This is a genomic window from Serratia sp. BNK-10 (assembly GCF_047456065.1).
Lineage (GTDB): Bacteria > Pseudomonadota > Gammaproteobacteria > Enterobacterales > Enterobacteriaceae > Serratia > Serratia ureilytica.
In genome coordinates this window covers 4914419-4939286 of sequence record NZ_CP179894.1, presented here as the reverse complement: position 1 = coordinate 4939286, position 24868 = coordinate 4914419, and the positions used below count along the sequence as shown (strand labels likewise).

The following is a 24868-nucleotide window of genomic DNA, read 5'->3' as shown; positions in this document are numbered from 1 at the left end:
CCGCACTACAGCGTCCAGAACAGCACCGCCAGCAGCTGCGGCGACATGATGCGCAGGAACATCGCCAGCGGATATACGGTGGCGTAAGACAGCGCGGCGGCGCCGCTGGTGGGATGCAGGCCGTTGGCGAAGGCCAGCGCCGGCGGATCGGTCATCGATCCCGCCAGCATGCCGGACAGCGTCAGATAGTTCATCTTGCCCACCGTGCGCGCCAGAATGCCGACGCTCAGCAGCGGAATGGCGGTGATCAACGCGCCATAACCAATCCATGTCAGCCCCTCGCCATGCAGCAACGTATCGATAAAATTGCCGCCCGATTTCAAACCGACCACCGCCAGAAACAGCACGATGCCCAGTTCGCGCAGCGCCAGGTTGGCGCTCGGCGGCATAAACCAGTACAGCTTGCCGATACTGCCGATGCGCCCCAGGATCAGCGCCGCCACCAACGGCCCGCCGGCCAGCCCCAGCCGCAATGCCGCCGGGAAGCCGGGCACAAACAGCGGAATGGAGCCCAGCAGCACCCCGAGGCCGATGCCGATAAAGACCGGCAGCATCTGCACCTGCTGCAGCTTTTGTTGGGCGTTGCCGACGATTGCCGTCACCGCGTCGATGGCCTCCGGCCGGCCGACCAGGTTGAGAATATCGCCAAACTGCAGCGTCACGTTGCTGCCGGCCACCAGCTCCACGCCGGCGCGGTTGAGGCGTGAAATCACCACGTCATACTTCTGCTTCAGGTTCAGATCGCGGATTTTTTTCCCCAGCACCTGCTCGTTGGTCACCGCCGCCCTCACTACCTGCAGCGCAGTGCCGCGCGTGGACAGCGAAGCGTCGACCTCTTCGCCGATCACCAGCCGGGCGTTCTCCAGATCTTCGCGTTTGCCCACCAGGTGCAGATAGTCGCCGAGCTCCAGCCGCTCATGCGGCGCCGGCACCATCAACAGCTCGCCGCGTTTGAGGCGCGAACAGACGATCGCTTCACCGTTGAGCAGCGGCACGCTTTTGATCGCCATGCCCTGCAGATTGGGGTTACGCACCGCCACGTTCATGGCGTGCAACAGCTCGCGCTGATTGCCCAGGCTGCTTTCAAACGCCTGCGCCTCGCGCTCGATGTTGATGCGAAAAACCAATCGGATCAGCCACATCACCAGCAGGATGCCGCAAATGCCGAACGGATAGGCCATGGCGTAACCCATGCCCATGCCGTCCACCAATGCCGGATCGGAACCGAGATCGGTCAGGATTTGCTGACCGGCGCCCAGCGCCGGCGTGTTGGTGACCGCGCCGGAGAACACGCCGAGGATGATCGGCAGCGGCACGTCGAACAGCTTGTGCACCGCCGCCGCCACTGCGCCGCCGGTCAGCACCAGCAGCACCGCGAAGGCGTTGAGCCGCAGACCGGAGACGCGCAGCGAAGAGAAGAAGCCGGGGCCAACCTGAATGCCGATGGTGTAAACGAACAGGATCAGGCCAAACTCCTGGATGAAGTGCAGCATGTCCCCGTTCAGGCTGATTTGCCCGCTCTGGGCGAAGTGGCCGACCAGGATGCCGCCGAACAGCACGCCGCCAATCCCCAGCCCGACACCGTACAGCTTCCAGTTCCCCATCCACAGCCCAATGACGGCCGCCAACGCCAACATGCTGACGGTCAGGGCGATATCGCTCATAGGTCACATCCTTGCCAAAGTTGAATAGGGGATTTGCGGACATAGACACACAATTAACAAGGATTATGGCATCGGGCAGACGGGGGGACTGTGGCGTGCGCCACATAACGCAACGGGGGAGATCCGTCTGGATCTCCCCCACATGATGATGACCGTTTTTCAGTCGGTTATTTGGCTTCCAGCTCCGGCGTCGCGCCGATGGCGATGCGCTGAGGCTGCAAGGCTTCCGGAACCTGACGCACCAGATCGATGTGCAACAGGCCATTTTCAAATTTGGCCTCGGACACCTGCAGGTGTTCCGCCAGAGTGAAGGTCAGCTGGAACTCTTTGCACACCAGCCCCTGATGCAGGTACTCGACCTGTTTTTCCGGCGGCGTGGGTTTACCGCTGACGGTCAGCCGCGGCCCTTCCACTTCGATATTCAGTTCGCTCTGCCGGAAACCGGCCAGCGCCAGAGAAATGCGGTAGTGATTGTCATCGCTTTTCTCGATGTTATACGGCGGGAACCCCTGGGGTTCCTGGCCCCCCATGGAACTGGCCAGTTTATCAAAACCAATCCATTGACGCAGAAGCGGGGATAGATCGTAATTACGCATAGGAACAACTCCTTTCATTAAGCGAGATGTGTTTATTCAGCCCCCTGACGGCAGGCGGATTATTACTGCATATTTGCCGACAGCGTTCCTGCCGGCGAAAACGGAATTATTTAATTTCGATACGGCGCGGTTTTAATGTTTCCGGCACGATGCGCTGCATATCGATATACAGCAGACCGTTTTCCAGTTTGGCGCCTTTAATTTGAATATGTTCGGCCAGCTGGAATTTACGCTCGAAATTACGCTCAGCGATGCCCTGATATAAATAGGTTTTTTCTGCCGGTTCGTTATTGTGCGCACCGCGCACGATCAGCAGATTATCTTGCGTGGTGATCTCCAGCTCCTGCTCGGCAAACCCGGCTACCGCAATGGCGATGCGATAATGATTTTCGTCCACCAGCTCGACATTATAAGGGGGATAACCGCCGTTGCCCTGGCTCTGGCCGGCCTCCAGCGCGTTGAACAGGCGATCGAAACCAATGGCGGAACGGTATAGCGGAGAAAGATCGAAATTACGCATAAAACAGCCTCCTAAGGCACTTCAGCGAGGTTGAAATAAATACGCCTTCCATTCTGGACAGGCTAATTAAGCCAGAATTCCCTTACGGCAAATTCTCAATCCGGCTCTGATGATAAAATGGGGGTTGATTTCATCAATTCAACGGGCGAGGATCAAAAAAAGCGCTTTTCGGTTAGGTGAAAGTTTTTTTACCACTTACACTAAAGTGAGAGAGCCGCCACAGAGCGGGATTTTGCTTCTTTTAAAGCAGCAACAGGATGTTATAAATCAGCTTAATTTAGGGGCACAGCAACCCTGCAGGATGGATTAATGACGACGATGAAAGCGATAGCGACGGGCTGCATGTTGTTGGCGACCAGCGGTTGCTCCAGCGTGATGAGCCATACCGGCCCGAATCAGGGTTACTATCCCGGCACCCGCGCCAGCGTGGACATGCTGAAGGACGACAACACCAGCTGGGCGATGATGCCGCTGGTGGCGCTGGATCTGCCGTTCTCCGCAGTGATGGATACCGTGCTGCTGCCTTACGACTATCTGCGTTCAGGCAATGACGCCACCGCAGACTCGCCAAAAGCGCGCATCCTGCGCAGCGAGCAACAGAATCTGGCGGCAACCGGCAACCCCGGCGAGGGCAACGACAGCACCGCCACACACTAATCACGCACGCAGCGGGCCATCAGGCCCGCCTTACGCCTCAACCACAAAGATCTGGTTGAATCCGGCAATCTCGCGCATAAATGCCACTTTCTTGCCATCCGGCGAAAACACCACGGCATCCCCCGACGGCGGCTGCACGCTGCGCTGCGTTAAACGCTGCAGGCGGCCGCTGGCGACCTCACACAGCATCACGCTGTTGTCACACACCAGGGCTATCGTCCCGCCCTGCGGGTGCCAGCTGAACGCCGACTGGATGTCATGCTCGCCGCGGCTGACCTGGCGCGGCTCACCGCCGTTCGGCGACACCGTCCACAGTTGCACCACGCCGCCGTCATCCTTCATCAGAAAAGCTATCTGGCTGCCGTCCGGCGAGCTGCGCAGCCAATGGCGCGGCGCACCGACCACGCCCGGAAAACGGCGTTCACCGGTAAAGGTCACCCGCCGCTGCCTGACGCCAAGCGGCGGCGCCGGCAGCTCGCTTTCCGTCCCCTGCAGCGGCACCGTGCCGGCCCTGGCGTAGTCGGCGTCGTTCTCCGGCAGATCGACGATAAACACCTCCGGCAGTTTCTCGCCGGCGGCGGACAGCGTATCGCCGATGAACGCCAGCGCCCAACGTTGCCGACTGCCGTCGGCCTTACGGTAGCCTTCGCGGCCAATCCAGCCTTCTTCGTAGGCGCGATTGATCTGATCGCTGCCCGGCTGCGGCTGCGGCACGGTCTCGCTAACCAGCACGCAATAGTGGCTGCCGTCATATTCACGGGGATGCTGTTTCGGCGGATTGACCCCGTGCAGCGGCACGGCCACGCCGACGTTGCGCAGATCGCGCGCCGGATCGCATTCATGCATCACGTGATCGTTGTAGGTAAAGCTGAGGCGGCTGCCGTCCGGGCTGAAAACGTGCACATGGCTGCCGCCGCGCAGCGCGCCGGGCGTGTAGGGCGCCGTGATATCCAGCGCGTCGAGGGTAATGGCCAACTCGCGATCCGGTTCGCTGACGATCACCCCGCGGCGGTGATGAAAATCATACTGCCAGGCGCTGTCCGGGTGTTCCGGGCCGTGGATGAAGACGTAACGCGCCGGCGCATCGGGGCTGACCGTGACCACGCCGACGTGTGCGCCGTGCTGGGCGCGATAAACCACTTCCACCGCGCCGCTGGCGACGTTAACCCGCTCGATGCTCAGGCCGGTGAAAGAGGCGCCGCGCGGGCGCACGTCATAAGCCAGCCATTGGCTGTCCGGCGTCCAGACGTTGATATTGGTTAACTGATGCCCGCGTGGGTCGAAAGTCAGTTGTTTTTCCCGATGGCTCATGGCGGCTCTCCTGCGCATGCTGGCACTGAACGGCCATCTTACCGGATCGGCAGCCGCGTTTCATATGGCCGGCAAGGACGAGCCGGGGGCTTTCCCGCGTCGAAATTTCCATGAGACTTATCCGTTAAGCCTATCGACGACGCCGGCAGGAAATAAACGCCCGGCTAGCCGGCCCCATTCCTGATGGGGAAACTCAACGACGCCCAAACGGTATAAGTAAAGGAAGCGAGCATTATTTTATTGATTATCCTTCTCCTCATTAAATACGCCCACAGCGGCACCTTACTTAACGCAAATAAATAAAAAATTGTGCCGCTAAACGCCCAGTAATGTTTATTTTCACCGCATACGCGATGCCGTACCCCCGCCATTTCCGCTTTCTGGCCGGGTTGCCCGACGGGGTTTACAATCCATACAAAAAAGTACAAACTGGATTTTAAGTCTAAAAAATCCGGAGCCGGTATGAACCCCCTTTTCGATGCCATTGTTTCTGCCCATCAGCAACTGCGCCCTCAGGTGCGAGTCACGCCATTGGAGCGCAGCGTGCTGCTTTCTCAGCAATTGGGTTGCGAGCTGTATTTGAAATGCGATCACCTGCAGCACACCGGTTCCTTTAAATTTCGCGGCGCCAGCAACAAGCTGCGGCTGCTGGATAACGAGCAACGCCGGCGCGGCGTGATCGCAGCCTCTACCGGCAACCACGGTCAGGCCGTCGCTTTGGCGGGGCAACTGATGGGCGTTGGCGTCACGGTTTATGCGCCGGAGACGGCGGCGAGCATCAAGCTCGACACCATTCGCGCGTTGGGCGGCACCGTGGAATTGGTGCCGGGCGATGCGCTGAACGCCGAACTGGCGGGGGAACAGGCCGCACGCGAACAGGGAAAAACCTATATCTCGCCGTATAACGACGAGCAGGTGATCGCCGGCCAGGGCACCTGCGGCATGGAGCTGGTTGAACAACTCACCGATCTGGACGCCGTGTTCGTGGCGGTCGGCGGCGGGGGTTATATCGCCGGCATCGGCACCGTTCTGCGGCAACTGTCGCCGAACACGCAGCTTATCGCCTGCTGGCCGGAAAACGCCACCAGCCTGTACAGCGCGCTGGAAGCGGGCCATATCTTCCCGGTGGAAGAGCAAGAAACCCTGTCCGACGGCACCGCCGGCGGCGTCGAGCCGGGCGCCGTGACCTTTCCGCTGTGCCAACAGCTGATCGACCGCAAAGTGCTGGTCAGCGAGGCGGAGATTAAACACGCGATGCGCCGGATAGCCGCCAGCGATCGTTGGATTATCGAAGGCGCGGCCGGCGTGGCGCTGGCGGCGGCGATCAAACTGGCGCCGGAATACCAGGGTAAAAAGGTGGCGGTGGTGCTGTGCGGCAAGAACATCGTGCTGGAGAAATACCTCAAGGCCATCGCCGATGCACATCCTTAATCGGCAGCAAATCCTCGCCGCGTTCGACGCCGAGACCATAACGCCGCTGCTGAAGCAGGGTTTTATCGCCTACTCGCAACAGCGGGTGCAACAGCCGCCGGTGCAGCATTTCCTGTTCGAGCGGGCCGACGGCGACTGCTGCATCAAGTCCGCCTGGTTGGAAGGCGACGAACTGTTCGTGGTCAAGATCTCTACCGGTTTCTATCGCAATGCCGAACACGGCCTGCCGAGCAATCAGGGGCTGATGATGGCGTTCTCCGCCCAGACCGGTGAGCCGCAGGCGCTGCTGCAAGATGAAGGTTGGCTGACCGCGCTGCGCACCGCCCTGGCCGGCCGCATCGTCGCCGAGCTGTGCGCGCCGCCGCATATTCAGGCGATCGGCATTGTCGGCACAGGCCTGCAGGCGCGGCTGCAGCTGCAATGCCTGAAACCGGTGACCGATTGCCGCGAGGTATGGGTGTGGGGGCGAGACGAACAGGCGCTGGCGGCGTATCGGCGCGATGCCGAAGCCGAGGGTTTTCGGGTGCGGGTTACGCAGAATGCGGCGGAACTGGCGGCGCACTGTCAGCTGATCGTGACTACCACGCCCAGCCGCGAACCGATATTGCAGGCGGCGGATATTCGGCCCGGTACGCACATCACCGCCGTGGGCGCCGACACGCCCGGCAAGCAGGAACTGGCGACCGAGCTGGTGGCCCGCGCGGACGCGCTGCTGGTCGATGCCCTGGCGCAGTGTGCGGACTATGGCGAGATCGCGACGGCTTATCGGCAAAAAAGGCTGATTTCAACGCCAATCGTCGAAATTGGCGCCGTCTTGGCGCAGGGAGGGCGGGTACGACGCGAGCCGCAGCACATCACCATCGCCGATCTCACCGGGCTGGCGATTCAGGATCTGCAGATCGCCAAAGGGGTGTTGGCGAAAGTATAAAGGGGCGCCGCAGCGCCCCGCGCTATCAGGCGTTGAGCACGAACTTCTCGATAGCGCGTGCCACGCCGTCTTCGGTATTGGCGCTGGTGACAAACTGCGCCACCGCTTTCAGCTCGGGAATGGCATTGCCCATCGCCACGCCGACGCCGGCATATTCTATCATCGCCGTATCGTTGGCCTGATCCCCCAACGTCATGATGTTCTCCCGCGCCACGCCGAGATGCTCGGCCAGCATTCTCACCCCGGCGCCTTTATCGACGTTTTTGTGCAAAATCTCAAGGTAGTAAGGCGCGCTTTTCAGGATGGTGTAACGCGCGCGCGTTTCTTCCGGGATGCGCGCGATAGCGCGGTCCAACAGCTCCGGCTCGTCGATCATCATCACTTTAGGGAAACGCATTTGGCGATCCATCTCTTCCACGCTGCGGTATTTCAGCGGAATGCCGGTCATTTCCGCTTCGTGTATGGTGTACTTGCCGATATCCTTGTTCGGGGTATACAGGGTATCGAAATCAAACGCCTGGAAGTGAACGCCGAACTCGCGCGCCATCTGCTCAAAGTGCAGATAATCCTCAAAGCCCAGCGTTTCTTGCAGAATGCAGGCGCCGTCGACCGCACGCAGCACCAGCGCGCCGTTATAGGTGATACAGAAATCGCCGGGGCCTTGAATGTCCAACTGGCGCAGATAATCCTGCACGCCGACATAAGGCCGCCCGGTGGCCAGCACCACGTGCACCCCTTTGCGCCGCGCCGCCGCGATAGCCTGCTTTACCGCCGGCGTGATTTGATGCTGCGGATCCAGCAACGTGCCGTCCATGTCGATCGCAATCAGTTCAATAGCCATTCAACGCTTCTCCCAGTGGTTTTTATTCATGCTAACGCGTTTCAGCCTCGGCTGTCAGCGCCAAAAAAGGCCAAAAAAAATCCGCGCGGGTCGCCCGGCGCGGATTTTCACAGCCATTAACGCATCAGATATCGATGTTCGCCGCTTTCAGGGCGTTTTCTTCGATAAAGGCGCGACGCGGTTCAACCGCATCGCCCATCAGCGTGGTGAACAGCTGATCGGCAGCGATGGCGTCCTTGACGGTCACGCGCAGCATGCGGCGGCTTTCCGGATCCATGGTGGTTTCCCACAGCTGCTCCGGGTTCATCTCGCCCAGACCTTTATAACGCTGTACCGACAGGCCGCGGCGCGACTCTTTCACCAGCCACTCCAGCGCCTGTTCGAAGCTGTCTACCGGCTGACGGCGTTCGCCGCGCTCGATGAACGCGCCCTCTTCGATCAGCCCGCGCAGCTGCTCGCCCAGCTGGCAGATCTTGCGGTATTCACCGCCGTGGATGAAGTCGAAGTCCAGCTTATAGTCGGTATCCACGCCGTGGGTACGGATGCGCAACGCCGGCTCGAACATCTGGCGCTCGCGGTTCTCGAAGATCACGAAGTCATAGCTGCTGCCGTGCTGCTCTTTGTCGTTCAGCGCCTGCACCAGCGACGCGATCCAGGTTTTCACCTTGGCTTCATCGCTGAGATCGCCTTCGTTCAGCGTCGGCTGGTAGATCAGGCTGTTCAGCAGCGCGCGCGGGTAGCGGCGCTCCATGCGGCCAATCAGCTTCTGCACGCCGTAGTGCTCGGCCACCAGTTTCTCCAACTGCTCGCCGCCGAGCGCCGGTGCGCTGGCATTGGTGTGCAGCGTAGCGCCGTCCATCGCGATGGCGATCTGATACTGATCCATCGCCTCGTCATCTTTGATGTACTGCTCCTGCTTGCCTTTCTTCACCTTGTACAGCGGCGGCTGTGCGATGAACACGTGGCCACGCTCGATGATTTCCGGCATCTGGCGGTAGAAGAAGGTCAACAGCAGCGTACGGATGTGCGAACCGTCGACGTCGGCATCGGTCATGATGATGATGCTGTGGTAACGCAGCTTGTCCGGGCTGTACTCGTCGCGGCCGATGCCGCAACCCAGCGCGGTGATCAGCGTCGCCACTTCCTGCGAAGAGAGCATTTTGTCGAAACGCGCTTTCTCGACGTTGAGGATTTTCCCCTTCAGCGGCAAGATAGCCTGATTCTTGCGGTTGCGCCCCTGCTTGGCAGAGCCGCCCGCGGAGTCCCCTTCCACCAGGTACAGTTCTGACAGCGCCGGATCGCGTTCCTGGCAGTCCGCCAGTTTGCCCGGCAGGCCGGCCAGATCCAGCGCGCCTTTGCGGCGGGTCATCTCACGCGCTTTACGCGCCGCTTCGCGCGCGCGCGCCGCGTCGATGATTTTGCCGACCACGATTTTCGCGTCGCCCGGATTCTCCATCAGGTAATCCACCAGCTTCTCGTTCATCAGCGTTTCAACCGCGGTTTTCACCTCGGAAGAGACCAACTTGTCCTTGGTCTGAGAAGAGAACTTCGGATCCGGCACCTTCACCGACACCACGGCGATCAGGCCTTCACGCGCGTCATCGCCGGTGGCGCTGACTTTGGCCTTCTTGCTGTAACCTTCCTTCTCCATGTAGCTGTTCAGCGTACGGGTCATCGCGGTACGGAAACCGACCAGGTGCGTGCCGCCGTCGCGCTGCGGAATGTTGTTGGTGAAGCAGTAGATGTTTTCCTGGAAACCGTCGTTCCACTGCAGCGCCACTTCCACGCCGATGTCGTCTTTCACGGTGGAGAAGTAGAACACGTTCGGGTGGATCGGGGTTTTGTTCTTGTTCAGGTACTCGACAAACGCCTTGATGCCGCCTTCGTAATGGAAGTGGTCTTCACGGTCGGTGCGCTTGTCCTTCAGGCGAATAGACACGCCGGAGTTGAGGAAGGACAGCTCGCGCAGACGCTTGGCCAGAATGTCGTACTCGAATTCGGTCACATTGGTGAAAGTTTGGTGACTCGGCCAGAAGCGCACCATGGTGCCGGTCTGCTCGGTTTCGCCCACCACGTTCAGCGGCGCCTGCGGCTCGCCGTGGCTGTAAGTTTGTTCGTGCACTTTGCCTTCGCGGCGGATCACCAGCTCCAGTTTCTCCGACAGGGCGTTAACCACCGAGACGCCCACGCCGTGCAGGCCGCCGGAAACTTTATAGGAGTTGTCGTCGAATTTACCGCCGGCGTGCAGCACGGTCATGATGACCTCTGCGGCTGAAACCCCTTCTTCCGGGTGAATGCCGGTCGGAATGCCGCGGCCGTCATCCTGCACCGATACCGAGTTGTCGGCATGGATGGTGACCTGAATGTCACTACAGTGGCCCGCGAGCGCTTCGTCGATAGCGTTGTCCACAACCTCGAATACCATGTGGTGCAGACCGGTGCCGTCATCGGTATCGCCGATATACATGCCCGGGCGCTTGCGCACCGCATCCAGCCCTTTTAATACCTTGATACTTGAGGAGTCATAAGAATTCGACATCAACGTTTCTCGCTCATTTTAGTCCTGTGGTTGAACCTCTATTTTACCCTGTTCCACGCGGAACATCTTGCCCTTTTCACCGGCCATGTCGGTCACTTGTTCAGCGCTGACCGCGCTGACAAAAACCTGGGCCTGGGTGGCTTTCAGGCGATCGGCCAGCAACCGGCGACGGCCGGTGTCCAGCTCGGAGGCAAAATCATCAATCAGATACAGGCAACGCCGCCCGCTCTGCCGGGTGAGAAACTCACCCTGCGCCAAGCGCAACGCGCACATCAGCAGCTTAAGCTGACCGCGCGATAACAAATCCTCTACCGGCGTGCCGTCGGCACGAATGCGAAAGTCCGCTTTATGCGGCCCCACCGCGGTATAGGTCAACGCCCTGTCGCGCTCAAACTGGCGCTCCAGCAGCTCGCCGTAGTCGCTCTCTTTGTCCCAGCCGCGCTGGAAGGAGAAGCTCAGGGCGAATTCAGGCAGAAACTGCGCGCAGGTCGCGGTGATATCCGCGGCGATCGCGTCGCTGTATTCCGCCCGCCATTCGCTGATGCGCTCCGCGAGCGGGATCAGTTCCTGATCCCAGGCGCGGATCTGCGCATAGCGACTCACCTGGCGCAGCGCGGCATTGCGCTGCTTCAGTAACCGTTTCAGGTTGCTCCAGGCGGTGAAAAAACCGGGTTCGTTATGAAAACAGCCCCAGTCCAGGAAAGCGCGCCGAAATTTCGGCCCGCCGTTCAGCAGGGTAAAACCTTCGGGGGTGATCAGCTGCATGGGCAGCAGCTGCGCCAGCTCGGCCACCTTGTGGCCGTCGCTGCCATCGATGCGTACTTTGCTGTCACCCTGACGGCTCTTGCTCAATCCTACCGATAGCTCGCGCTCCGCGCCTTCGATGCGGCCATGCAGCACGAACTCCGGTTGGTCGTGGCGGATCACCCGACCGGCCTGCAGACTGCGAAAGGCGCGGCCATGGCCGAGCGTATACACCGCCTCCAGCACGCTGGTCTTGCCGCTGCCGTTAGCGCCGACCAGGAAGTTGAATCCCGGCGCCAGCGCCAAATCCGCCGCCTCGATATTGCGGAAATCTTTAATCAATAAACGCGTCAGAGCCATGCAATCTCTTTACCGATGACGGTGCTGTAATTCAAGGTAACGAGACTACAACCGCATTGGCATGACAACGTAGGCCGCCGCCTGGCTGGCGCCGTCTTCGATCTGCACGCTGGAGACCGAGTCGGTCAACAGCAGGCGCACGTCTTCACACTTGAGCGCGTTCAACACGTCCAGCACGTAGCTGACGTTGAAGCCGATCTCCATCTCCGCGCCGTCGTAGCTGACGTCGAGGATCTCTTCCGCCTCTTCCTGTTCCGGGTTGTTGGCGGTGATCTTCAGCTGATTCTGGCTGACGTACAGCCGCACGCCGCGGAATTTCTCGTTCGAGAGAATGGCCGCGCGGGCGAACGCCTGCTTGAGCAGATCGCAGCCGGCTTCCAGCGTTTTGTCCGGGTTCTTCGGCAAGACGCGGCGATAGTCCGGGAAACGGCCGTCAACCAACTTGGACGTGAAGATGAAATCGCCGACGTGGGCGCGAATGTTGTTGCTGCCGATCTGCAGCTGCAGCAGCGAATCGCCGCCGTCCAGCAAGCGCACCAGCTCCATCACCCCTTTACGCGGCACGATCACCGAATGCGACGGCAGCTGCTGGCCGATCGGCATCGAGCACACCGCCAGGCGGTGGCCGTCGGTCGCGACGGTGCGCAGCTCTTCGCCTTCGGTTTCAAACAGCATGCCGTTCAGGTAGTAACGCACGTCCTGATGGGCCATCGAGAACTGAGTGGCTTCGATCAGGCGCTTCAGCGTCGCCTGCGGCAAGGTGAATTCCACCTCGCTCTGCCAGTCGTCCAGGTTCGGGAAGTCCGCCGCGGGCAGCGTGGACAGCGAGAAACGGCTGCGGCCGGATCGCACCAGCATGCGCTCGCTCTCCAGCGTGACGGCGATCTCCGCCCCTTCCGGCAGGCCACGGCAGATATCAAAGAATTTGCGCGCGGGCACGGTGGTCGCGCCCGGCTCGTGCGGCTGGGACAGGGCGACGCGCGCCACCATCTCCATCTCCAGATCGGTGCCGGTCAGCAGCAGGGAGCCTTCCGTCACCTGCAACAGCAGGTTGCCCAGGATCGGCAAGGTCGGGCGGCCGCCCAGCGGGCTGCTCACCTGTTGCAGCGGTTTTAGCAGATGCTCACGTTCAACGATAAATTTCATAGCGCTATGAAGATAATGTTCTGATTAAATTGGAGAAATCTTCTTTGATGTCGTGACTTTCCTCACGCAGCTGCTCGATCTTCCGGCAGGCGTGCAACACCGTGGTATGGTCGCGGCCACCAAACGCATCGCCGATTTCCGGCAGGCTGTGGTTGGTGAGTTCCTTCGCCAGCGCCATCGCCATCTGGCGCGGGCGGGCAACGGATCGCGAACGCCGCTTGGACAGCAAATCCGCGACTTTAATCTTGTAATACTCCGCCACCGTCTTTTGGATATTGTCGATGGTGACCAGCTTTTCCTGCAGCGCCAGCAGATCGCGCAGCGCTTCGCGCACGAAATCGATGGTGATGGCCCGGCCGGTAAAGTTGGCGTTGGCGATCACGCGGTTCAGCGCCCCTTCGAGCTCACGCACGTTGGAACGCAGGCGTTTGGCGATGAAGAACGCCACTTCGCCCGGCAGGCGAATGTCGTTTTCGTCGGCCTTTTTCATCAGGATCGCCACGCGGGTTTCCAGCTCCGGCGGCTCGATCGCCACCGTCAGCCCCCAGCCGAAGCGGGACTTCAGACGATCTTCCACCCCGTTGATCTCTTTAGGGTAGCGATCCGAAGTCAGGATGATCTGCTGATTGCCTTCCAACAGGGCGTTAAAGGTATGGAAGAACTCTTCCTGCGAACGCTCCTTGTTGGCGAAGAATTGGATGTCATCGATCAGCAACGCATCGACCGAACGGTAGTAGCGCTTAAACTCTTCGATGGCATTGTTCTGCAACGCTTTGACCATGTCTTGTACGAAGCGTTCCGAGTGCATGTAGACCACTTTGGCGTTGGCCTTGCGCGCCATGATGCCGTTGCCGACCGCGTGCAGCAGGTGAGTTTTACCCAGGCCGGTGCCGCCATACAGGAACAAAGGGTTGTAGGCGCCGCCCGGATTGTCCGCCACCTGGCGAGCCGCCGCGCGCGCCAGCTGGTTTGACTTACCCTCGACGAAGTTGTCGAAGGTGTGTTTGGGGTTGACGTTGGAGCGGTAAGAGAGCTCGGGCTGCGCCGCCGCGTTGTCCCAGCTCGGGCGCGAAGGCGCGGCCGTGCGCGCCGCCGGGGCCGCAGGGGCGCTGCTGACGCTGGCGGTCACGGTCTGGCTGATCACCTGCGTGATCGGCTTGCTGCCGACTTCAAAACGCAGCAAAGGCGCATCCGTGCCGCAGAAATCATTCAGCAGACCATTGATATTGTTTAAGTACTTATCGCGAACCCAATCCAGCACAAAACGGTTAGGCGCGTACAGCGCCAGGGTGTTGTCACTCAGTTCCGCCTGCAATGGGCGAATCCACATACTAAATTCTGTGGCAGGTAACTCATCCTGCAATCGGGCAAGACACTGCTGCCAAAGCGAAAGTGACACGGCGGACTCCACTCGAACAAGATCAATAAAGAAAAGAAACGGGCAACTTTTTTATAACTCATGATTTTTGACACATACCCGGCATCGGCTGTTTGCCTGTGGGGGATGCGAACCGCCTTTCACGGTTTGTGTCCCTCACGATCCCGGCATGAGGGATCGCGATCGGAATGACGGATCATAGCGCAATCCGCGCAAGAGATCCTCCCCTTCCTCACAGATTAGATCCATTTTATCCACAGGCCGCGGCCGGCGGCGATCTTTTCGCCGCCGGCGCCGAATGACCACGCAGATCCCGGCCGCTGCGCCGCGTTTTTTACATTGTCAACCGGTTATACCCTGTTATCCACGTCGGATCCTGGGATCGCGCGCAAAGGATCTCACGGGGATCCTTGCGATTTCACCCCGAGTCCGTATAATCTTCGCCCTACGTGTGATACCTGGTTCCTTATGGTGCGTCATTAGCCAGACAGGATTCTGCGGTGACCACGGGCCAAGACCGGATTTTGTTCCGTTATTGGCAGACAACCAGGTAGGCTGGCGCGATGCGAATTGACTCAGGACTGTACAATTATTACAATCCCGCTTCTTTATGTATTGCGATTGAGGCGTCGGTCATCTTCACGCCGAGTAGCCAAACGCGTTTACTGATCAGTAATTATTTTAAGTTTAGGTAGAAATCGCTATGAAACGCACTTTCCAACCGTCCGTATTGAAGCGCAACCGTAGCCACGGTTTCCGTGCTCGTATGGCCACCAAAAATGGTCGTCAAGTTCTGGCCCGCCGTCGTGCGAAAGGCCGTGCTCGTCTGACTGTTTCTAAGTAATAAAGCTAACCCGCTGAGTGGTTAAGCTCGCTTTTCCCAGGGAGTTACGTTTGTTAACTCCCACTCATTTCACTTTCGTCTTCCAGCAGCCACAACGGGCTGGCACGCCGCAAATCACCATCCTCGGCCGCCTGAACCAGCTGGGGCATCCCCGCATCGGTCTTACCGTCGCCAAAAAACACGTCAAACGCGCGCACGAGCGTAATCGGATCAAACGCCTAACCCGCGAAAGCTTCCGCCTGCGCCAGCACGAATTACCGGCGATGGATTTTGTCGTGGTGGCCAAAAAGGGGATAGCGGATTTGGATAACCGCGCGCTGACGGAAGCTTTGGATAAATTATGGCGTCGCCACTGTCGCCAGGCTCCCGCATCCTGATCGGGCTGGTGCGAGCCTATCAGCTCGTCATCAGTCCGCTGCTAGGGCCTCGTTGTCGCTTCCAGCCGACATGCTCTCATTACGCAATTGAGGCATTAAGCAGGTTTGGCATGATAAAAGGCAGTTGGTTAGCATTGAAACGCGTATTAAAATGCCACCCTTTGAACCCAGGTGGCGATGATCCGGTGCCGCCAAAAACCGACGATAACAGAGAACACTAACGATGGATTCGCAACGCAATCTTCTCCTCATCGCTCTGCTGTTCGTGTCTTTCATGATCTGGCAGGCATGGCAAACGGACAACGCTCCGCAGCCGGCCGCACAGACCACGCAACAGACTTCGAACGCAGTAGCCGGTGATGCCGCCAGCCAGGCCGTGCCAGCCAGTGGTCAGGGTAAGCTGATTACCGTGAACACCGACGTGCTGTCACTGACCATCAACACCCGTGGTGGCGATATCGAGCAGGCTAAACTGTTGGCCTACCCGGAAACTCTGGGTTCATCGACTCCGTTCCAACTGCTGGAAACCACTCCGTCGTTCGTCTATCAGGCGCAAAGCGGCCTGACCGGTAAAAACGGCCCGGACAACCCGGCCAACGGCGAACGCCCGCTGTACCAAGCGGCGCAGGACAGCTACACCCTGCCGGAAGGCCAGGACGAGCTGCGCATCCCGCTGACCTACACCGATAAAGACGGCGCGGTCTACACCAAGACCTTCGTGCTCAAACGCAACCACTATGCGGTCGGCGTAGATTACAGCATCGACAACAAAGGCGCGGCGCCGCTGGAGCTGACCCTGTTCGGCCAGCTGAAGCAGACCACCGAATTGCCTAAGCACCGCGATACCGGCAGCAGCAACTTCGCGCTGCACACCTTCCGCGGCGCGGCGTACTCGTCCAGCGAGGACAAGTACCAGAAATACGCGTTCGACAAAGACGAAAACCTGAGCGTCACCACCAAAGACGGTTGGGTCGCCATGCTGCAGCAGTACTTCGCCACCGCGTGGGTACCGGCGACCAAGGGTGACAACACCTTCTACACCGCCAAACCGGGTGACAACCTGTCCACCATCGGCTTCAAATCTACGCCGGTCGTGGTGCAGCCTGGCGCTCAGCAGCAGCTGAACGCGACCCTGTGGGTCGGCCCGGAGCTGCAGGACCAGATGGCCCAACTGGCGCCGCACCTGGATCTGACCGTGGATTACGGCTGGCTGTGGTTCATCTCCCAGCCGCTGTTCAAACTGCTGAAGTTCATCCACGGCTTTATCGGCAACTGGGGCTTCTCCATCATCATCATCACCTTCATCGTGCGCGGCATCATGTACCCGCTGACCAAGGCGCAGTACACCTCGATGGCGAAAATGCGCATGCTGCAGCCGAAGCTGCAGGCGATGCGCGAACGCATCGGCGATGACAAGCAGCGCATGAGCCAAGAGATGATGGCGCTGTACAAGGCGGAGAAAGTGAACCCGCTCGGCGGCTGCCTGCCGCTGATCATTCAGATGCCGATCTTCCTGGCGCTGTACTACATGCTGATGGGTTCGGTCGAGCTGCGCCACGCGCCGTTCGCCCTGTGGATCCATGACCTGTCGGCGCAAGACCCGTACTACATCCTGCCAATCCTGATGGGCGTGACGATGTTCTTCATTCAGAAGATGTCGCCGACCACCGTGACTGACCCGATGCAGCAGAAAATCATGACCTTCATGCCGGTGATCTTCACAGTGTTCTTCCTGTGGTTCCCGTCCGGTCTGGTGCTGTACTACATCGTCAGCAACCTGGTGACCATCCTGCAGCAGCAGCTGATTTACCGTGGTCTGGAAAAACGCGGTCTGCACAGCCGCGACAAGAAAAAAAGCTAAGCGTATTGTAGGGGTTCGGCGCGCCGACCCTTGCAGTCACCCCAAAGGCGGTCATTAGACCGCCTTTTTGCATCTTAATCGTCAGAGAGAACCGTTATGAGCACCACCGATACCATCGTAGCCCAAGCCACCCCGCCGGGACGCGGCGGCGTCGGCATTCTGCGCATTTCCGGAAGCAAGGCCAAAGACGTCGCCCAGGCGTTGCTCGGCAAGCTGCCGAAGCCGCGCTACGCTGACTATCTGCCGTTCCGCGACGCTACGGGCGCCACCCTCGATCAGGGCATCGCGCTGTGGTTCCCGGGGCCGAACTCCTTTACCGGCGAAGACGTGCTGGAACTGCAGGGCCACGGCGGGCCGGTGATCCTCGATCTGCTGCTCAAGCGTGTGCTGGCGCTGCCCGACGTGCGCATCGCGCGGCCGGGCGAGTTCTCCGAGCGTGCGTTTCTCAACGACAAACTCGATCTGGCGCAGGCCGAAGCGATTGCCGATCTGATCGACGCCAGCTCCGAGCAGGCGGCGCGTTCGGCGATGAACTCGCTGCAGGGCGCGTTCTCCACCCGCATCCACCAGCTCGTGGAAGCGCTCACTCACCTGCGAATCTATGTGGAAGCGGCGATCGACTTCCCGGACGAGGAAATCGACTTCCTGTCCGACGGTAAAATCGAGGCGCAGCTCAACGACGTGATGGCGGATCTGGACAGCGTGCGCGGTGAAGCGCGCCAGGGCAGCCTGCTGCGCGAAGGGATGAAGGTGGTGATCGCCGGGCGCCCCAATGCCGGCAAATCGAGCCTGCTCAATGCGCTGGCAGGACGCGAGGCGGCGATCGTCACCGATATCGCCGGCACCACCCGCGACGTTCTGCGCGAACACATCCATATCGACGGCATGCCGCTGCACATCATCGACACCGCCGGCCTGCGCGACGCCAGCGACGAAGTGGAACGCATCGGCATCGAACGTGCATGGAACGAGATCGAACAGGCCGACAGAGTGCTGTTTATGGTTGACGGCACCACCACCGCCGCCACCGAGCCGGCGGAGATCTGGCCGGAATTTATGGCGCGCCTGCCGGACACGCTGCCGATCACCGTGGTGCGCAACAAAGCCGACATCACCGGTGAAACGCTGGGTATGACGGAAGTGAATAACCACTCACTTATTCGCCTGTCGGCCCGCACCGGCGAAGGCGTCGATGTGCTGCGCGATCATCTTAAACAGAGCATGGGCTTCACCAGCAACATGGAAGGCGGCTTCCTGGCGCGCCGTCGCCACCTGCAGGCGCTGGAACTGGCGGCGCAGCATCTGGTACAGGGCAAAGAACAGTTAGTGAGCGCTTACGCGGGGGAGCTGCTGGCCGAGGAACTGCGCCAGGCGCAGCTGGCCCTGAGCGAAATCACCGGCGAATTCACCTCCGACGATCTGCTGGGCCGCATTTTCTCCAGCTTCTGTATCGGCAAGTAACACCGCCAGACGCCTTCACGGCCGGGACAAGCCCTTGTTCCGGCCGTTTTTCTTTCCCGCGCTCGCTCTGCGCGCCGGCTCACAGAGCCGCCGCAGCGTCCCGCGCTATACTGGCCAGTCAGGAATCTCTCTCAGGAACGAGTCAACATGGCATTGACCCTCAGGGTACTGCTGGAAAACCGCCGCGCCGCCGGCGCCAACCCGCTATTGCAGGCCAAGGCCGGGTTAAGCCTGCTGATTGAGGATGATACGACGTCCATACTGTTCGATACCGGCCCCGACGACAGCTTTCTGCGCAATGCGGCGCTGATGGGTGTCGATCTCTCCCGTATCACCGCGACGGTGCTCTCCCACGGCCACTATGACCACTGCGGCGGCGTCGCCTGGCTGCCAGACAACAGCCGTATCATCTGCCACCCGCAGGTCGGCGATGAGCGCTATGCGGCGCTGAAGGTGCTGGGCCACACTCGGAAAATCAAAAAGCTCTCTTTGGATATCGACTACTCGCGCCACCGCATGCAATACAGCCGAGAGCCGCTGGCGATCGGCGATCGCTTTATGTGGTCAGGCGAAATCGCGGTGCCCGCACCCCGCGCCTACGGGGTGATCGCCGGGGAGAACGCAGCGGTAGATTACGTTATTGACGAAGGGGTGCTGATTTACAAATCGGATCGCGGTCTGGTGATCGTGACCGGCTGCGGGCACCGCGGGATCGTGAATATCGTGCGCCATTGCCAGCAAATCACCGGAATCGACAGGATCCACGCCTTGATCGGCGGTTTTCATCTGCGCTGCGCTTCCCCGCGCACGCTCTGGCGCGTCCGCCGTTTTTTGCGCCAGCATCAGCCGGAAAAGATTATGGGCTGCCACTGTACCGGCGCCTGGGGCCGGCTATGGCTGCCGGAAGGGATCGCGCCGGCCACCGGCGATAGGCTGGTTCTGGATTAAGCGTGCAGCTTTACACCAACAACGTTGCGATTACCGCGATCCCGCAGCCCAGCACGACGACGCCGATCCCCTTTTGCCTGCCGTCGCCCCGTAGCAAAAAATACAGTGATGGGATGAAAAAGACGGTCATCACGATAACGGGTATCGACCAGCCCGAGATGATCTTGATAATGCTCGGGTTGATCGCGCCAATAAACGTACAGACAACGATATTCCCTGCGATGATTCTCTTTTTGCCCGCCACGCCGAAGGACGTAATGCCATCGATCACGCCGGTCAACGTGCCGATATAGGCGCCGCCGGTCAGTAAACACAGCAACAGGGCAGCGCCTAACCACGCCGTGGCGTTGCCGGTCAAACCGGCGGTATAAAACAGCGCATCCACATTGCGGCTGTTAATGATTGAGATGTCATCCAGCGTCAGCAAACGGCTGATGGCGATAACGATCATGACGATAAACGCCATGATCAGTACCTTGCCAAACAGAATACTGCGCGCCTGCGGTCGTACGGCGCTTTTCGCAAAGCGCTGGATGCACGGGGTAAAGTTAAATGTAAAAAGAAAAATCGGCAGCAGCAGCCACGTCTGCAATGAAATGCCAGGCGGCGCCTGCACCGCCTGCTGCCCCCCCGCAGGTTGTAACAGGAAAAACACCGCCAGGATCGCCACCAGTACGATAGAAACCAGTGCCATTCTGGAAATCAGGTGCTCGATTCGCTGACTAAACGCCAACCATGCCGCCGACAGCGCGGCACTCAGCAACAGCGAAATGCCGCCCCTGACCCAGAATCCGTTGTGGAAAAAAGACGCGACGACGTTGACCAAGGTGATGAAATTTATCAGCACGATAATAATCATCGACAAAATAAACAGCACACAGACGATTGCCGCTGCCCGCTCGCCGATAAATGTCGATGATGCCGCCAGGAAATCTTTCTCCGGGTGCGAAATGATGAATTTGAAAAAAAGATAGTGCGCCATCATCGATACCGACATGGTGATAACGATAAACAGCATGAACACTTTCATCCCCAGCACGCCCGGCCCCACCGCCTGTGGCAAAAAGAAAATCCCGGCGCCAAATGCCGTGGAGAAGAAAGTGACAGGCCAATACAGGTGTGAGATTTTCATGATGATGCTCGACCATCACGGCTATGCGTGACGCATAGCCAGCTGGCACAAAAATGTCATTCGAAACAGGATTTGCCGAAGAAGACCAGTAAAGAAGGCAAAGTGAAGTTATCGTAAAAAGTCGCGGCCGCACGATAGCCATTAAGCACGTTGACGCGTGAACACAGCGGAAAAACGCCAATATGCGACGTGTAATTATCAAAGATTTTATTGGAGGAAATGCGATACCGAATAGCCCTGAACGTCGCAGCATTTCCCGCCGCGCAGGTCGGTTTATTTTCCTTGATGATATCGAACGTGTGTTCACCCACCGTCATCTTCACATCTCCGTCTTGGCGCTGAAAATACGCCTCTTTATCCATACGGTTTTTAATGTGGCGTTTAAAGCGATCCGCCATGTTTTTTTCACTGACATAAAATGCATTGATATCAATGCCATGACGTTGATTCGACGCCAGAATGTAGGCGTTTATTTTTTCCGGAATAATGTACGGCGATGTCGCCATCTTCCTGAATTCGTTAGCGCCGTCTATCTCGCTGCCATCGCTTTTTTCCATATAGAAATCATTTATTTCCATCAAGAAGTCAGGCTGAACACTGAGCCGTCTGGTGGATTCGGCAATGTAGTCGATGCAGAAGCGCGCGGACTTTTCCACTTCACTGCTGACAGAAAAACGATCGTCCAAATTAACCACGGTATGCCCGCCGGAAATCACCACCTTATCCGTCAAAAAAGACGATGCCAGCGCGATAAGGTCTTCAACGTTGTTATTTGAAACCTCATTGTTGATAACCTCAACGATCCCATTCTGATCGGCTTTGTAGACGATAAAGCGATCTTCACCCTTCCAACCTTTTTTGCAGTTACATTTATATTCTTTAAAAACAACACGTTCAGCTGTCTTATAAAAATCGGCGCTTTGCAGCGGCATTAATTCGAGATCTGGCATACCCTCTTCCCTATTCGTAGCCAATGACGCCAACTTTTTATAACAATAGCTAATGTAAATTTAGTGACCTGACTCTGATAATTAACAAACACCCACAATAAATAGGGTTTTTGTGGGTTTGCTCACATTTTCAAGTTCAGGTTATTTTAACCATTTTTATTATGTGGTTTTATGTTTCCAACAAACGAATGCGGAGAGGTGGGCGAGTGGTTTAAGCCAGATTTAAGAAACTAACCGTTTCTTAAATCCACACGAGTCATCGTGTCGTAGGTTCGAATCCTGCTCTCTCCGCCAACTTTTTCTTATCAGGCGGTATATTATGGGTTCATTGGACGCCGTCGATTCGAAAGCGGCTGGCTTCGGAACTGATTAATTTTATGCACGACCCCGTTACGCAACGCGATTTGAGGTCTGAATAACCTTCGCCTTGCATGCCCCCATCCCCTCCTGCACAGCGCAAAAGCCAACAAATCGGATAATCCGCATAGTGTTTTTTGATGATAAATCCTCAACTTAGTCTTAATCTAACACCCCTGCGTTCTTAGCGACCCTCTGTCATGGAGTGAACAATGGCGTGTCATTTTGCCCGATGGACCCCGGCCTCCGCTGTCCTGGATACCCAGAGACTCTCCGACGAAGTGATAGCCGCCACCCGCACCTTTTCCGTTAAGCGCCGCACGCGTTACCTGCAAGGGCGCATTCTGCTCGCCGAAATGATGTTTTACCTGTACGGCCTGCCGACGCTTCCCCCTATAGCCACCACCCCGACCGGCCGCCCCTGCTTCGCCGATCATCAGCTGCCCGATTTTAGCCTCGCCTACGCCAGCAACACCGTGGGCGTGCTGCTCAGCGACGAAGGCAAAGTCGGACTGGATATCGAAGTGATGCGGGCGCGCGGCACCCGGCAAAGCGCGCTGCAACACGCGCATCAGACGCCGGCGGAAAGTGCCTGGATCGGCGCGCAGGACGATCGGCTGGAGGCGGAAACTCAGCTGTGGAGCATCCGGCAAAGCGTGCTGAAAATTTCCGGCCTGGGCAACAGCGGCCAGTCTACGCTGCGTCTGCATCCGTTCTCAGGGCACCTGCGCTCCAGCGCCACGCCGGACGTTCAGGTGATGAGCGACGCCGATGAATACCTAAGCTGGGCCTGCGCCGGCAGTCCCGGGCTGGATCGCCTGCTGTGCTGGCGCTACGAAGAACGCCGCGGCCTGCACAAAGACGGGGAAATCTCGCCACGCAGCCCGGCGGCGTCCTCGCGCTTCGTCAAACTGACGGGCCTGAAGACGCCCGGTTAACGTGGCGCAAGGCGGATAAAGCCGTTTTTACCGCACGAATTTCTGCCGTAATTTGTAAAAACAGCTAAATGTTGAGCAATCGCCTATTCTCGACCCGAGCTTTAGCCTACTATTCGCCCATGTTGTCCGCTGAATCTGCTCATTCGAAAGGGAGAATCATCATGTCAGACCAAGCCTTAAAAATCGTCACTCTGCTCGGCAGCCTGCGCAAAGGCTCCTACAACGCCATGGTGGCCCGCGCTCTGCCAGGCCTGGCTCCGCAGGGCGTCACCATTGAAGCGCTGCCTTCCATCCGCGATATCCCGCTGTACGACGCCGACATGCAACAGGGTGAGGGTTTCCCTGCCGCGGTCGAAGCGATAGCAGAGCAGATCCGCCAGGCCGACGGCGTGATCATCGTCACCCCCGAATACAACTATTCCGTGCCCGGCGGGTTGAAAAACGCCATCGATTGGTTGTCTCGCTTGCCGAATCAACCGCTGGCCGGCAAGCCGGTGGCCATTCAAACCAGCTCGATGGGGCCCATCGGCGGCGCGCGCTGCCAGTACCACCTGCGCCAGATCCTGGTGTTCCTGGATGCGATGGTGATGAACAAGCCCGAGTTTATGGGCGGCGTGATCCAGAACAAGGTCGATGAACAGGCCGGCGAACTGAGCGATCAGGGAACGTTGGATTTCCTGACCGGCCAGCTGTCCGCGTTCAGCGATTTCATTCGCCGCGTGGAATGACGGTCTCGCGGCGCCCGCAGGGCGCCGCAACAGGACATGAAGTCCGCCAATTTATTGAAATTAAAGCCATAGCATCATGTATTTTTTCATTTTAGCGTTATTTTTCGTTTCCATCACCAGTCCCGCTTTCGCCGCAGACATGCGTTATCCCGCCGGTGAAGAGCCGCTGGAGCTGCCTGCGCACAGTGCGCTTAACGCCCAACTGTCGCGATCCGCGCAAAACCAGGAAGATAAAAAGCTGGGCGCCATGTCGCTGTACCTGACGCTGATGCGCGAAGACGGCCGCAACGTCTGGGCCCCCTACCAGCTGGCGGTATCGTCGGCGGAGAAAGGGCAAACCGAGCTGGCGGAGCGCTATCTGCAGCTGAGCGCCGATCGCGGCCTGTGGTACTACTACAATCTGCTGGAGGACGACGCCTTCAACAGCATCCAGCACTCCGCCACCTACCAATCCATTCTGGCCGCCACCAAAGCGCGCTATCTGCAGCACGCCCGCCGCTATGAAGGCAAAGCCAGCTACGCGATACCGGACGGCGAAGCGCCGCCCGAAGGTTGGCCAACGGTGATCTTCCTGCATACCTACGGCAAGGCCGCCGCCATCAGCCCCGAGGAACGGCTGCTGTTCGGCGAAATGGGCGTGGCCTATATCGAGATCAACGGCACGCAGATGTTGTCGGAAAACAGCTTCCGCTGGTCGAATTACAGCGACGAGAGCACCCAGGCCGCCCTTCAGCGTACGGTGCAACAGCTGGCTCCACAGTTAAAGCTGAACCCCCAACGGATTTATCTCAGCGCTCGCGGCCAGGGTGCGCTGCACGCCGCCAATCTGATCGCGAAGTACCCGCAGTTTTACGCCGGCGCGCTATTGATCGCCCCCAACGGCGAGATCAAGCCGGCCCAGCAGTCGCTGGCGGCGAAAAAGAAAATCGTGATGGCGTATTACGATCGGCAGAACTTCAGCGAGCAGGCGCTGGCATTGCACTTCGCCAATCTGTTCGGAGAGGATAATCAGGTTCAGACGCTGCACTTCGCCCAAGGGGAGGATGCCGCCGGCAGTTGGCAGGCGCGCTTCAGGCGGCCATTGCAATGGGTGCTGGATCGGGCGCCGGATGCAACGCCGGGAGTCTAGGGTTTCAGGGCCGACGGACGTCGGCCCT

The 24868-nt window shown here is 58.9% G+C and carries 24 protein-coding genes and 1 pseudogene; 14 read left to right on the top strand and 11 right to left on the bottom strand.

Annotated elements, in window-relative coordinates:
- Positions 1-5 precede the first annotated feature (5 nt).
- From ACMGG9_RS23710 to ibpA, 3 genes are all read right to left on the bottom strand, one after another.
- Positions 6-1664, bottom strand: coding sequence for a putative transporter (locus ACMGG9_RS23710; protein ID WP_033652317.1), 1659 nt, complete (start codon positions 1662-1664; stop codon positions 6-8).
- A 167-nt stretch (positions 1665-1831) separates the two neighbouring features.
- Complete coding sequence (gene ibpB / locus ACMGG9_RS23705; RefSeq protein ID WP_004933922.1) at positions 1832-2260, bottom strand: small heat shock chaperone IbpB; 429 nt, start codon at positions 2258-2260, stop codon at positions 1832-1834.
- A gap of 106 nt (positions 2261-2366) precedes the next feature.
- Complete coding sequence (gene ibpA, locus ACMGG9_RS23700; RefSeq protein WP_004933919.1) at positions 2367-2780, bottom strand: small heat shock chaperone IbpA; 414 nt, start codon at positions 2778-2780, stop codon at positions 2367-2369.
- Between the two features lie 309 nt (positions 2781-3089).
- Here ibpA and ACMGG9_RS23695 point away from each other — a divergent pair, with 309 nt between their 5' ends.
- Positions 3090-3437, top strand: a complete 348-nt coding sequence (locus ACMGG9_RS23695; RefSeq protein ID WP_016929593.1) for a YceK/YidQ family lipoprotein — start codon at positions 3090-3092, stop codon at positions 3435-3437.
- Between the two features lie 30 nt (positions 3438-3467).
- On the opposite strand, the gene ACMGG9_RS23690 is transcribed toward ACMGG9_RS23695, so the two are convergent.
- A complete protein-coding gene (locus ACMGG9_RS23690) occupies positions 3468-4748 on the bottom strand; it encodes a DUF3748 domain-containing protein (protein WP_033645140.1) in 1281 nt (426 codons plus the stop codon).
- Positions 4749-5210: 462 nt separating this feature from the next.
- Here ACMGG9_RS23690 and ACMGG9_RS23685 point away from each other — a divergent pair, with 462 nt between their 5' ends.
- On the top strand, positions 5211-6179 hold the full coding sequence (locus ACMGG9_RS23685; protein ID WP_042783385.1) for a threonine/serine dehydratase: 969 nt from the start codon (positions 5211-5213) through the stop codon (positions 6177-6179).
- Positions 6166-7107: an ornithine cyclodeaminase family protein gene (locus ACMGG9_RS23680; RefSeq protein ID WP_172755523.1), complete on the top strand. Its 942-nt coding sequence runs from the start codon at positions 6166-6168 to the stop codon at positions 7105-7107. Before ACMGG9_RS23685 ends, ACMGG9_RS23680 begins: the two co-directional genes overlap by 14 nt.
- A gap of 25 nt (positions 7108-7132) precedes the next feature.
- On the opposite strand, the gene yidA is transcribed toward ACMGG9_RS23680, so the two are convergent.
- The 5 genes from yidA to dnaA all read right to left on the bottom strand — a co-directional run bounded on the left by yidA (position 7133) and on the right by dnaA (position 14136).
- Complete coding sequence (gene yidA, locus ACMGG9_RS23675) at positions 7133-7948, bottom strand: sugar-phosphatase (protein ID WP_047025996.1); 816 nt, start codon at positions 7946-7948, stop codon at positions 7133-7135.
- Positions 7949-8072: 124 nt separating this feature from the next.
- Positions 8073-10487 (bottom strand): DNA topoisomerase (ATP-hydrolyzing) subunit B, encoded by a 2415-nt coding sequence (gene gyrB / locus ACMGG9_RS23670; protein WP_004933898.1) that lies wholly within the window; start codon positions 10485-10487, stop codon positions 8073-8075.
- A gap of 18 nt (positions 10488-10505) precedes the next feature.
- Positions 10506-11591 carry a DNA replication/repair protein RecF gene (recF, locus tag ACMGG9_RS23665; RefSeq protein ID WP_004933895.1) on the bottom strand — a complete coding sequence of 362 codons (1086 nt, stop codon included), beginning with the start codon at positions 11589-11591 and terminating at the stop codon, positions 10506-10508.
- A gap of 45 nt (positions 11592-11636) precedes the next feature.
- On the bottom strand, positions 11637-12737 hold the full coding sequence (dnaN, locus tag ACMGG9_RS23660; protein WP_004933892.1) for a DNA polymerase III subunit beta: 1101 nt from the start codon (positions 12735-12737) through the stop codon (positions 11637-11639).
- 4 nt (positions 12738-12741) lie between these two features.
- On the bottom strand, positions 12742-14136 hold the full coding sequence (gene dnaA / locus ACMGG9_RS23655) for a chromosomal replication initiator protein DnaA (RefSeq protein ID WP_004933889.1): 1395 nt from the start codon (positions 14134-14136) through the stop codon (positions 12742-12744).
- Positions 14137-14818: 682 nt separating this feature from the next.
- Here dnaA and rpmH point away from each other — a divergent pair.
- The 6 genes from rpmH to ACMGG9_RS23625 all read left to right on the top strand — a co-directional run bounded on the left by rpmH (position 14819) and on the right by ACMGG9_RS23625 (position 19606).
- Positions 14819-14959, top strand: a complete 141-nt coding sequence (gene rpmH / locus ACMGG9_RS23650) for a 50S ribosomal protein L34 (protein WP_000831330.1) — start codon at positions 14819-14821, stop codon at positions 14957-14959.
- Between the two features lie 17 nt (positions 14960-14976).
- Positions 14977-15336, top strand: a complete 360-nt coding sequence (gene rnpA / locus ACMGG9_RS23645; RefSeq protein WP_004933883.1) for a ribonuclease P protein component — start codon at positions 14977-14979, stop codon at positions 15334-15336.
- The gene (yidD, locus tag ACMGG9_RS23640; RefSeq protein WP_004933881.1) at positions 15300-15557 is read left to right on the top strand and encodes a membrane protein insertion efficiency factor YidD; all 258 of its coding nucleotides are present in this window, start codon (positions 15300-15302) and stop codon (positions 15555-15557) included. The genes rnpA and yidD overlap by 37 nt, the downstream gene beginning before the upstream one ends.
- A gap of 2 nt (positions 15558-15559) precedes the next feature.
- The gene (yidC, locus tag ACMGG9_RS23635; RefSeq protein ID WP_033645144.1) at positions 15560-17197 is read left to right on the top strand and encodes a membrane protein insertase YidC; all 1638 of its coding nucleotides are present in this window, start codon (positions 15560-15562) and stop codon (positions 17195-17197) included.
- A 96-nt stretch (positions 17198-17293) separates the two neighbouring features.
- Entirely contained in the window at positions 17294-18658 is a 1365-nt protein-coding gene (gene mnmE / locus ACMGG9_RS23630) for a tRNA uridine-5-carboxymethylaminomethyl(34) synthesis GTPase MnmE (RefSeq protein WP_197752432.1), read from the top strand.
- Between the two features lie 147 nt (positions 18659-18805).
- Positions 18806-19606, top strand: a complete 801-nt coding sequence (locus ACMGG9_RS23625; RefSeq protein WP_016929603.1) for an MBL fold metallo-hydrolase — start codon at positions 18806-18808, stop codon at positions 19604-19606.
- A 10-nt stretch (positions 19607-19616) separates the two neighbouring features.
- Here the strand turns inward: ACMGG9_RS23625 and ACMGG9_RS23620 are convergent, their stop codons facing one another.
- A complete protein-coding gene (locus ACMGG9_RS23620) occupies positions 19617-20624 on the bottom strand; it encodes a threonine/serine transporter (protein ID WP_414161753.1) in 1008 nt (335 codons plus the stop codon).
- On the opposite strand from ACMGG9_RS23620, the gene ACMGG9_RS23615 reads away from it, so the two are divergent.
- A complete protein-coding gene (locus ACMGG9_RS23615) occupies positions 20623-20769 on the top strand; it encodes a hypothetical protein (RefSeq protein ID WP_226772979.1) in 147 nt (48 codons plus the stop codon). The genes ACMGG9_RS23620 and ACMGG9_RS23615 overlap by 2 nt on opposite strands.
- Before the next feature lie 25 nt (positions 20770-20794).
- On the opposite strand, the gene ACMGG9_RS23610 is transcribed toward ACMGG9_RS23615, so the two are convergent.
- Positions 20795-21688, bottom strand: a complete 894-nt coding sequence (locus ACMGG9_RS23610; protein WP_047026000.1) for a hypothetical protein — start codon at positions 21686-21688, stop codon at positions 20795-20797.
- Positions 21689-21880: 192 nt separating this feature from the next.
- Between ACMGG9_RS23610 and ACMGG9_RS23605 the strand changes: the two are divergent.
- The 4 genes and pseudogenes from ACMGG9_RS23605 (at position 21881) to ACMGG9_RS23590 (ending at position 24840) form a co-directional block, all read left to right on the top strand.
- Positions 21881-21982, top strand: a pseudogene (locus tag ACMGG9_RS23605).
- 275 nt (positions 21983-22257) lie between these two features.
- A complete protein-coding gene (locus ACMGG9_RS23600; protein WP_033645147.1) occupies positions 22258-22983 on the top strand; it encodes a 4'-phosphopantetheinyl transferase family protein in 726 nt (241 codons plus the stop codon).
- Positions 22984-23144: 161 nt separating this feature from the next.
- The gene (locus ACMGG9_RS23595) at positions 23145-23711 is read left to right on the top strand and encodes an NADPH-dependent FMN reductase (protein ID WP_033645148.1); all 567 of its coding nucleotides are present in this window, start codon (positions 23145-23147) and stop codon (positions 23709-23711) included.
- 76 nt (positions 23712-23787) lie between these two features.
- Positions 23788-24840, top strand: coding sequence for a hypothetical protein (locus ACMGG9_RS23590; protein WP_033645149.1), 1053 nt, complete (start codon positions 23788-23790; stop codon positions 24838-24840).
- The last annotated feature ends 28 nt before the right edge of the window (positions 24841-24868 follow it).

Coding starts and splice junctions, on each gene's coding strand:
- yidD (WP_004933881.1), top strand. CDS start 15,300: ATGGCGTCGCCACTGTCGCCAGGCTCCCGCATCCTGATCGGGCTGGTG.
- ACMGG9_RS23610 (WP_047026000.1), bottom strand. CDS start 21,688: ATGCCAGATCTCGAATTAATGCCGCTGCAAAGCGCCGATTTTTATAAG.
- gyrB (WP_004933898.1), bottom strand. CDS start 10,487: ATGTCGAATTCTTATGACTCCTCAAGTATCAAGGTATTAAAAGGGCTG.
- ibpB (WP_004933922.1), bottom strand. CDS start 2,260: ATGCGTAATTACGATCTATCCCCGCTTCTGCGTCAATGGATTGGTTTT.
- ACMGG9_RS23685 (WP_042783385.1), top strand. CDS start 5,211: ATGAACCCCCTTTTCGATGCCATTGTTTCTGCCCATCAGCAACTGCGC.
- rpmH (WP_000831330.1), top strand. CDS start 14,819: ATGAAACGCACTTTCCAACCGTCCGTATTGAAGCGCAACCGTAGCCAC.
- dnaN (WP_004933892.1), bottom strand. CDS start 12,737: ATGAAATTTATCGTTGAACGTGAGCATCTGCTAAAACCGCTGCAACAG.
- recF (WP_004933895.1), bottom strand. CDS start 11,591: ATGGCTCTGACGCGTTTATTGATTAAAGATTTCCGCAATATCGAGGCG.
- ACMGG9_RS23595 (WP_033645148.1), top strand. CDS start 23,145: ATGTCAGACCAAGCCTTAAAAATCGTCACTCTGCTCGGCAGCCTGCGC.
- ACMGG9_RS23690 (WP_033645140.1), bottom strand. CDS start 4,748: ATGAGCCATCGGGAAAAACAACTGACTTTCGACCCACGCGGGCATCAG.
- ACMGG9_RS23695 (WP_016929593.1), top strand. CDS start 3,090: ATGACGACGATGAAAGCGATAGCGACGGGCTGCATGTTGTTGGCGACC.
- ACMGG9_RS23615 (WP_226772979.1), top strand. CDS start 20,623: ATGAACACTTTCATCCCCAGCACGCCCGGCCCCACCGCCTGTGGCAAA.
- mnmE (WP_197752432.1), top strand. CDS start 17,294: ATGAGCACCACCGATACCATCGTAGCCCAAGCCACCCCGCCGGGACGC.
- yidC (WP_033645144.1), top strand. CDS start 15,560: ATGGATTCGCAACGCAATCTTCTCCTCATCGCTCTGCTGTTCGTGTCT.
- ACMGG9_RS23680 (WP_172755523.1), top strand. CDS start 6,166: ATGCACATCCTTAATCGGCAGCAAATCCTCGCCGCGTTCGACGCCGAG.
- ACMGG9_RS23710 (WP_033652317.1), bottom strand. CDS start 1,664: ATGAGCGATATCGCCCTGACCGTCAGCATGTTGGCGTTGGCGGCCGTC.
- ACMGG9_RS23625 (WP_016929603.1), top strand. CDS start 18,806: ATGGCATTGACCCTCAGGGTACTGCTGGAAAACCGCCGCGCCGCCGGC.
- ibpA (WP_004933919.1), bottom strand. CDS start 2,780: ATGCGTAATTTCGATCTTTCTCCGCTATACCGTTCCGCCATTGGTTTC.
- ACMGG9_RS23600 (WP_033645147.1), top strand. CDS start 22,258: ATGGCGTGTCATTTTGCCCGATGGACCCCGGCCTCCGCTGTCCTGGAT.
- yidA (WP_047025996.1), bottom strand. CDS start 7,948: ATGGCTATTGAACTGATTGCGATCGACATGGACGGCACGTTGCTGGAT.
- ACMGG9_RS23590 (WP_033645149.1), top strand. CDS start 23,788: ATGTATTTTTTCATTTTAGCGTTATTTTTCGTTTCCATCACCAGTCCC.
- ACMGG9_RS23620 (WP_414161753.1), bottom strand. CDS start 20,624: ATGCTGTTTATCGTTATCACCATGTCGGTATCGATGATGGCGCACTAT.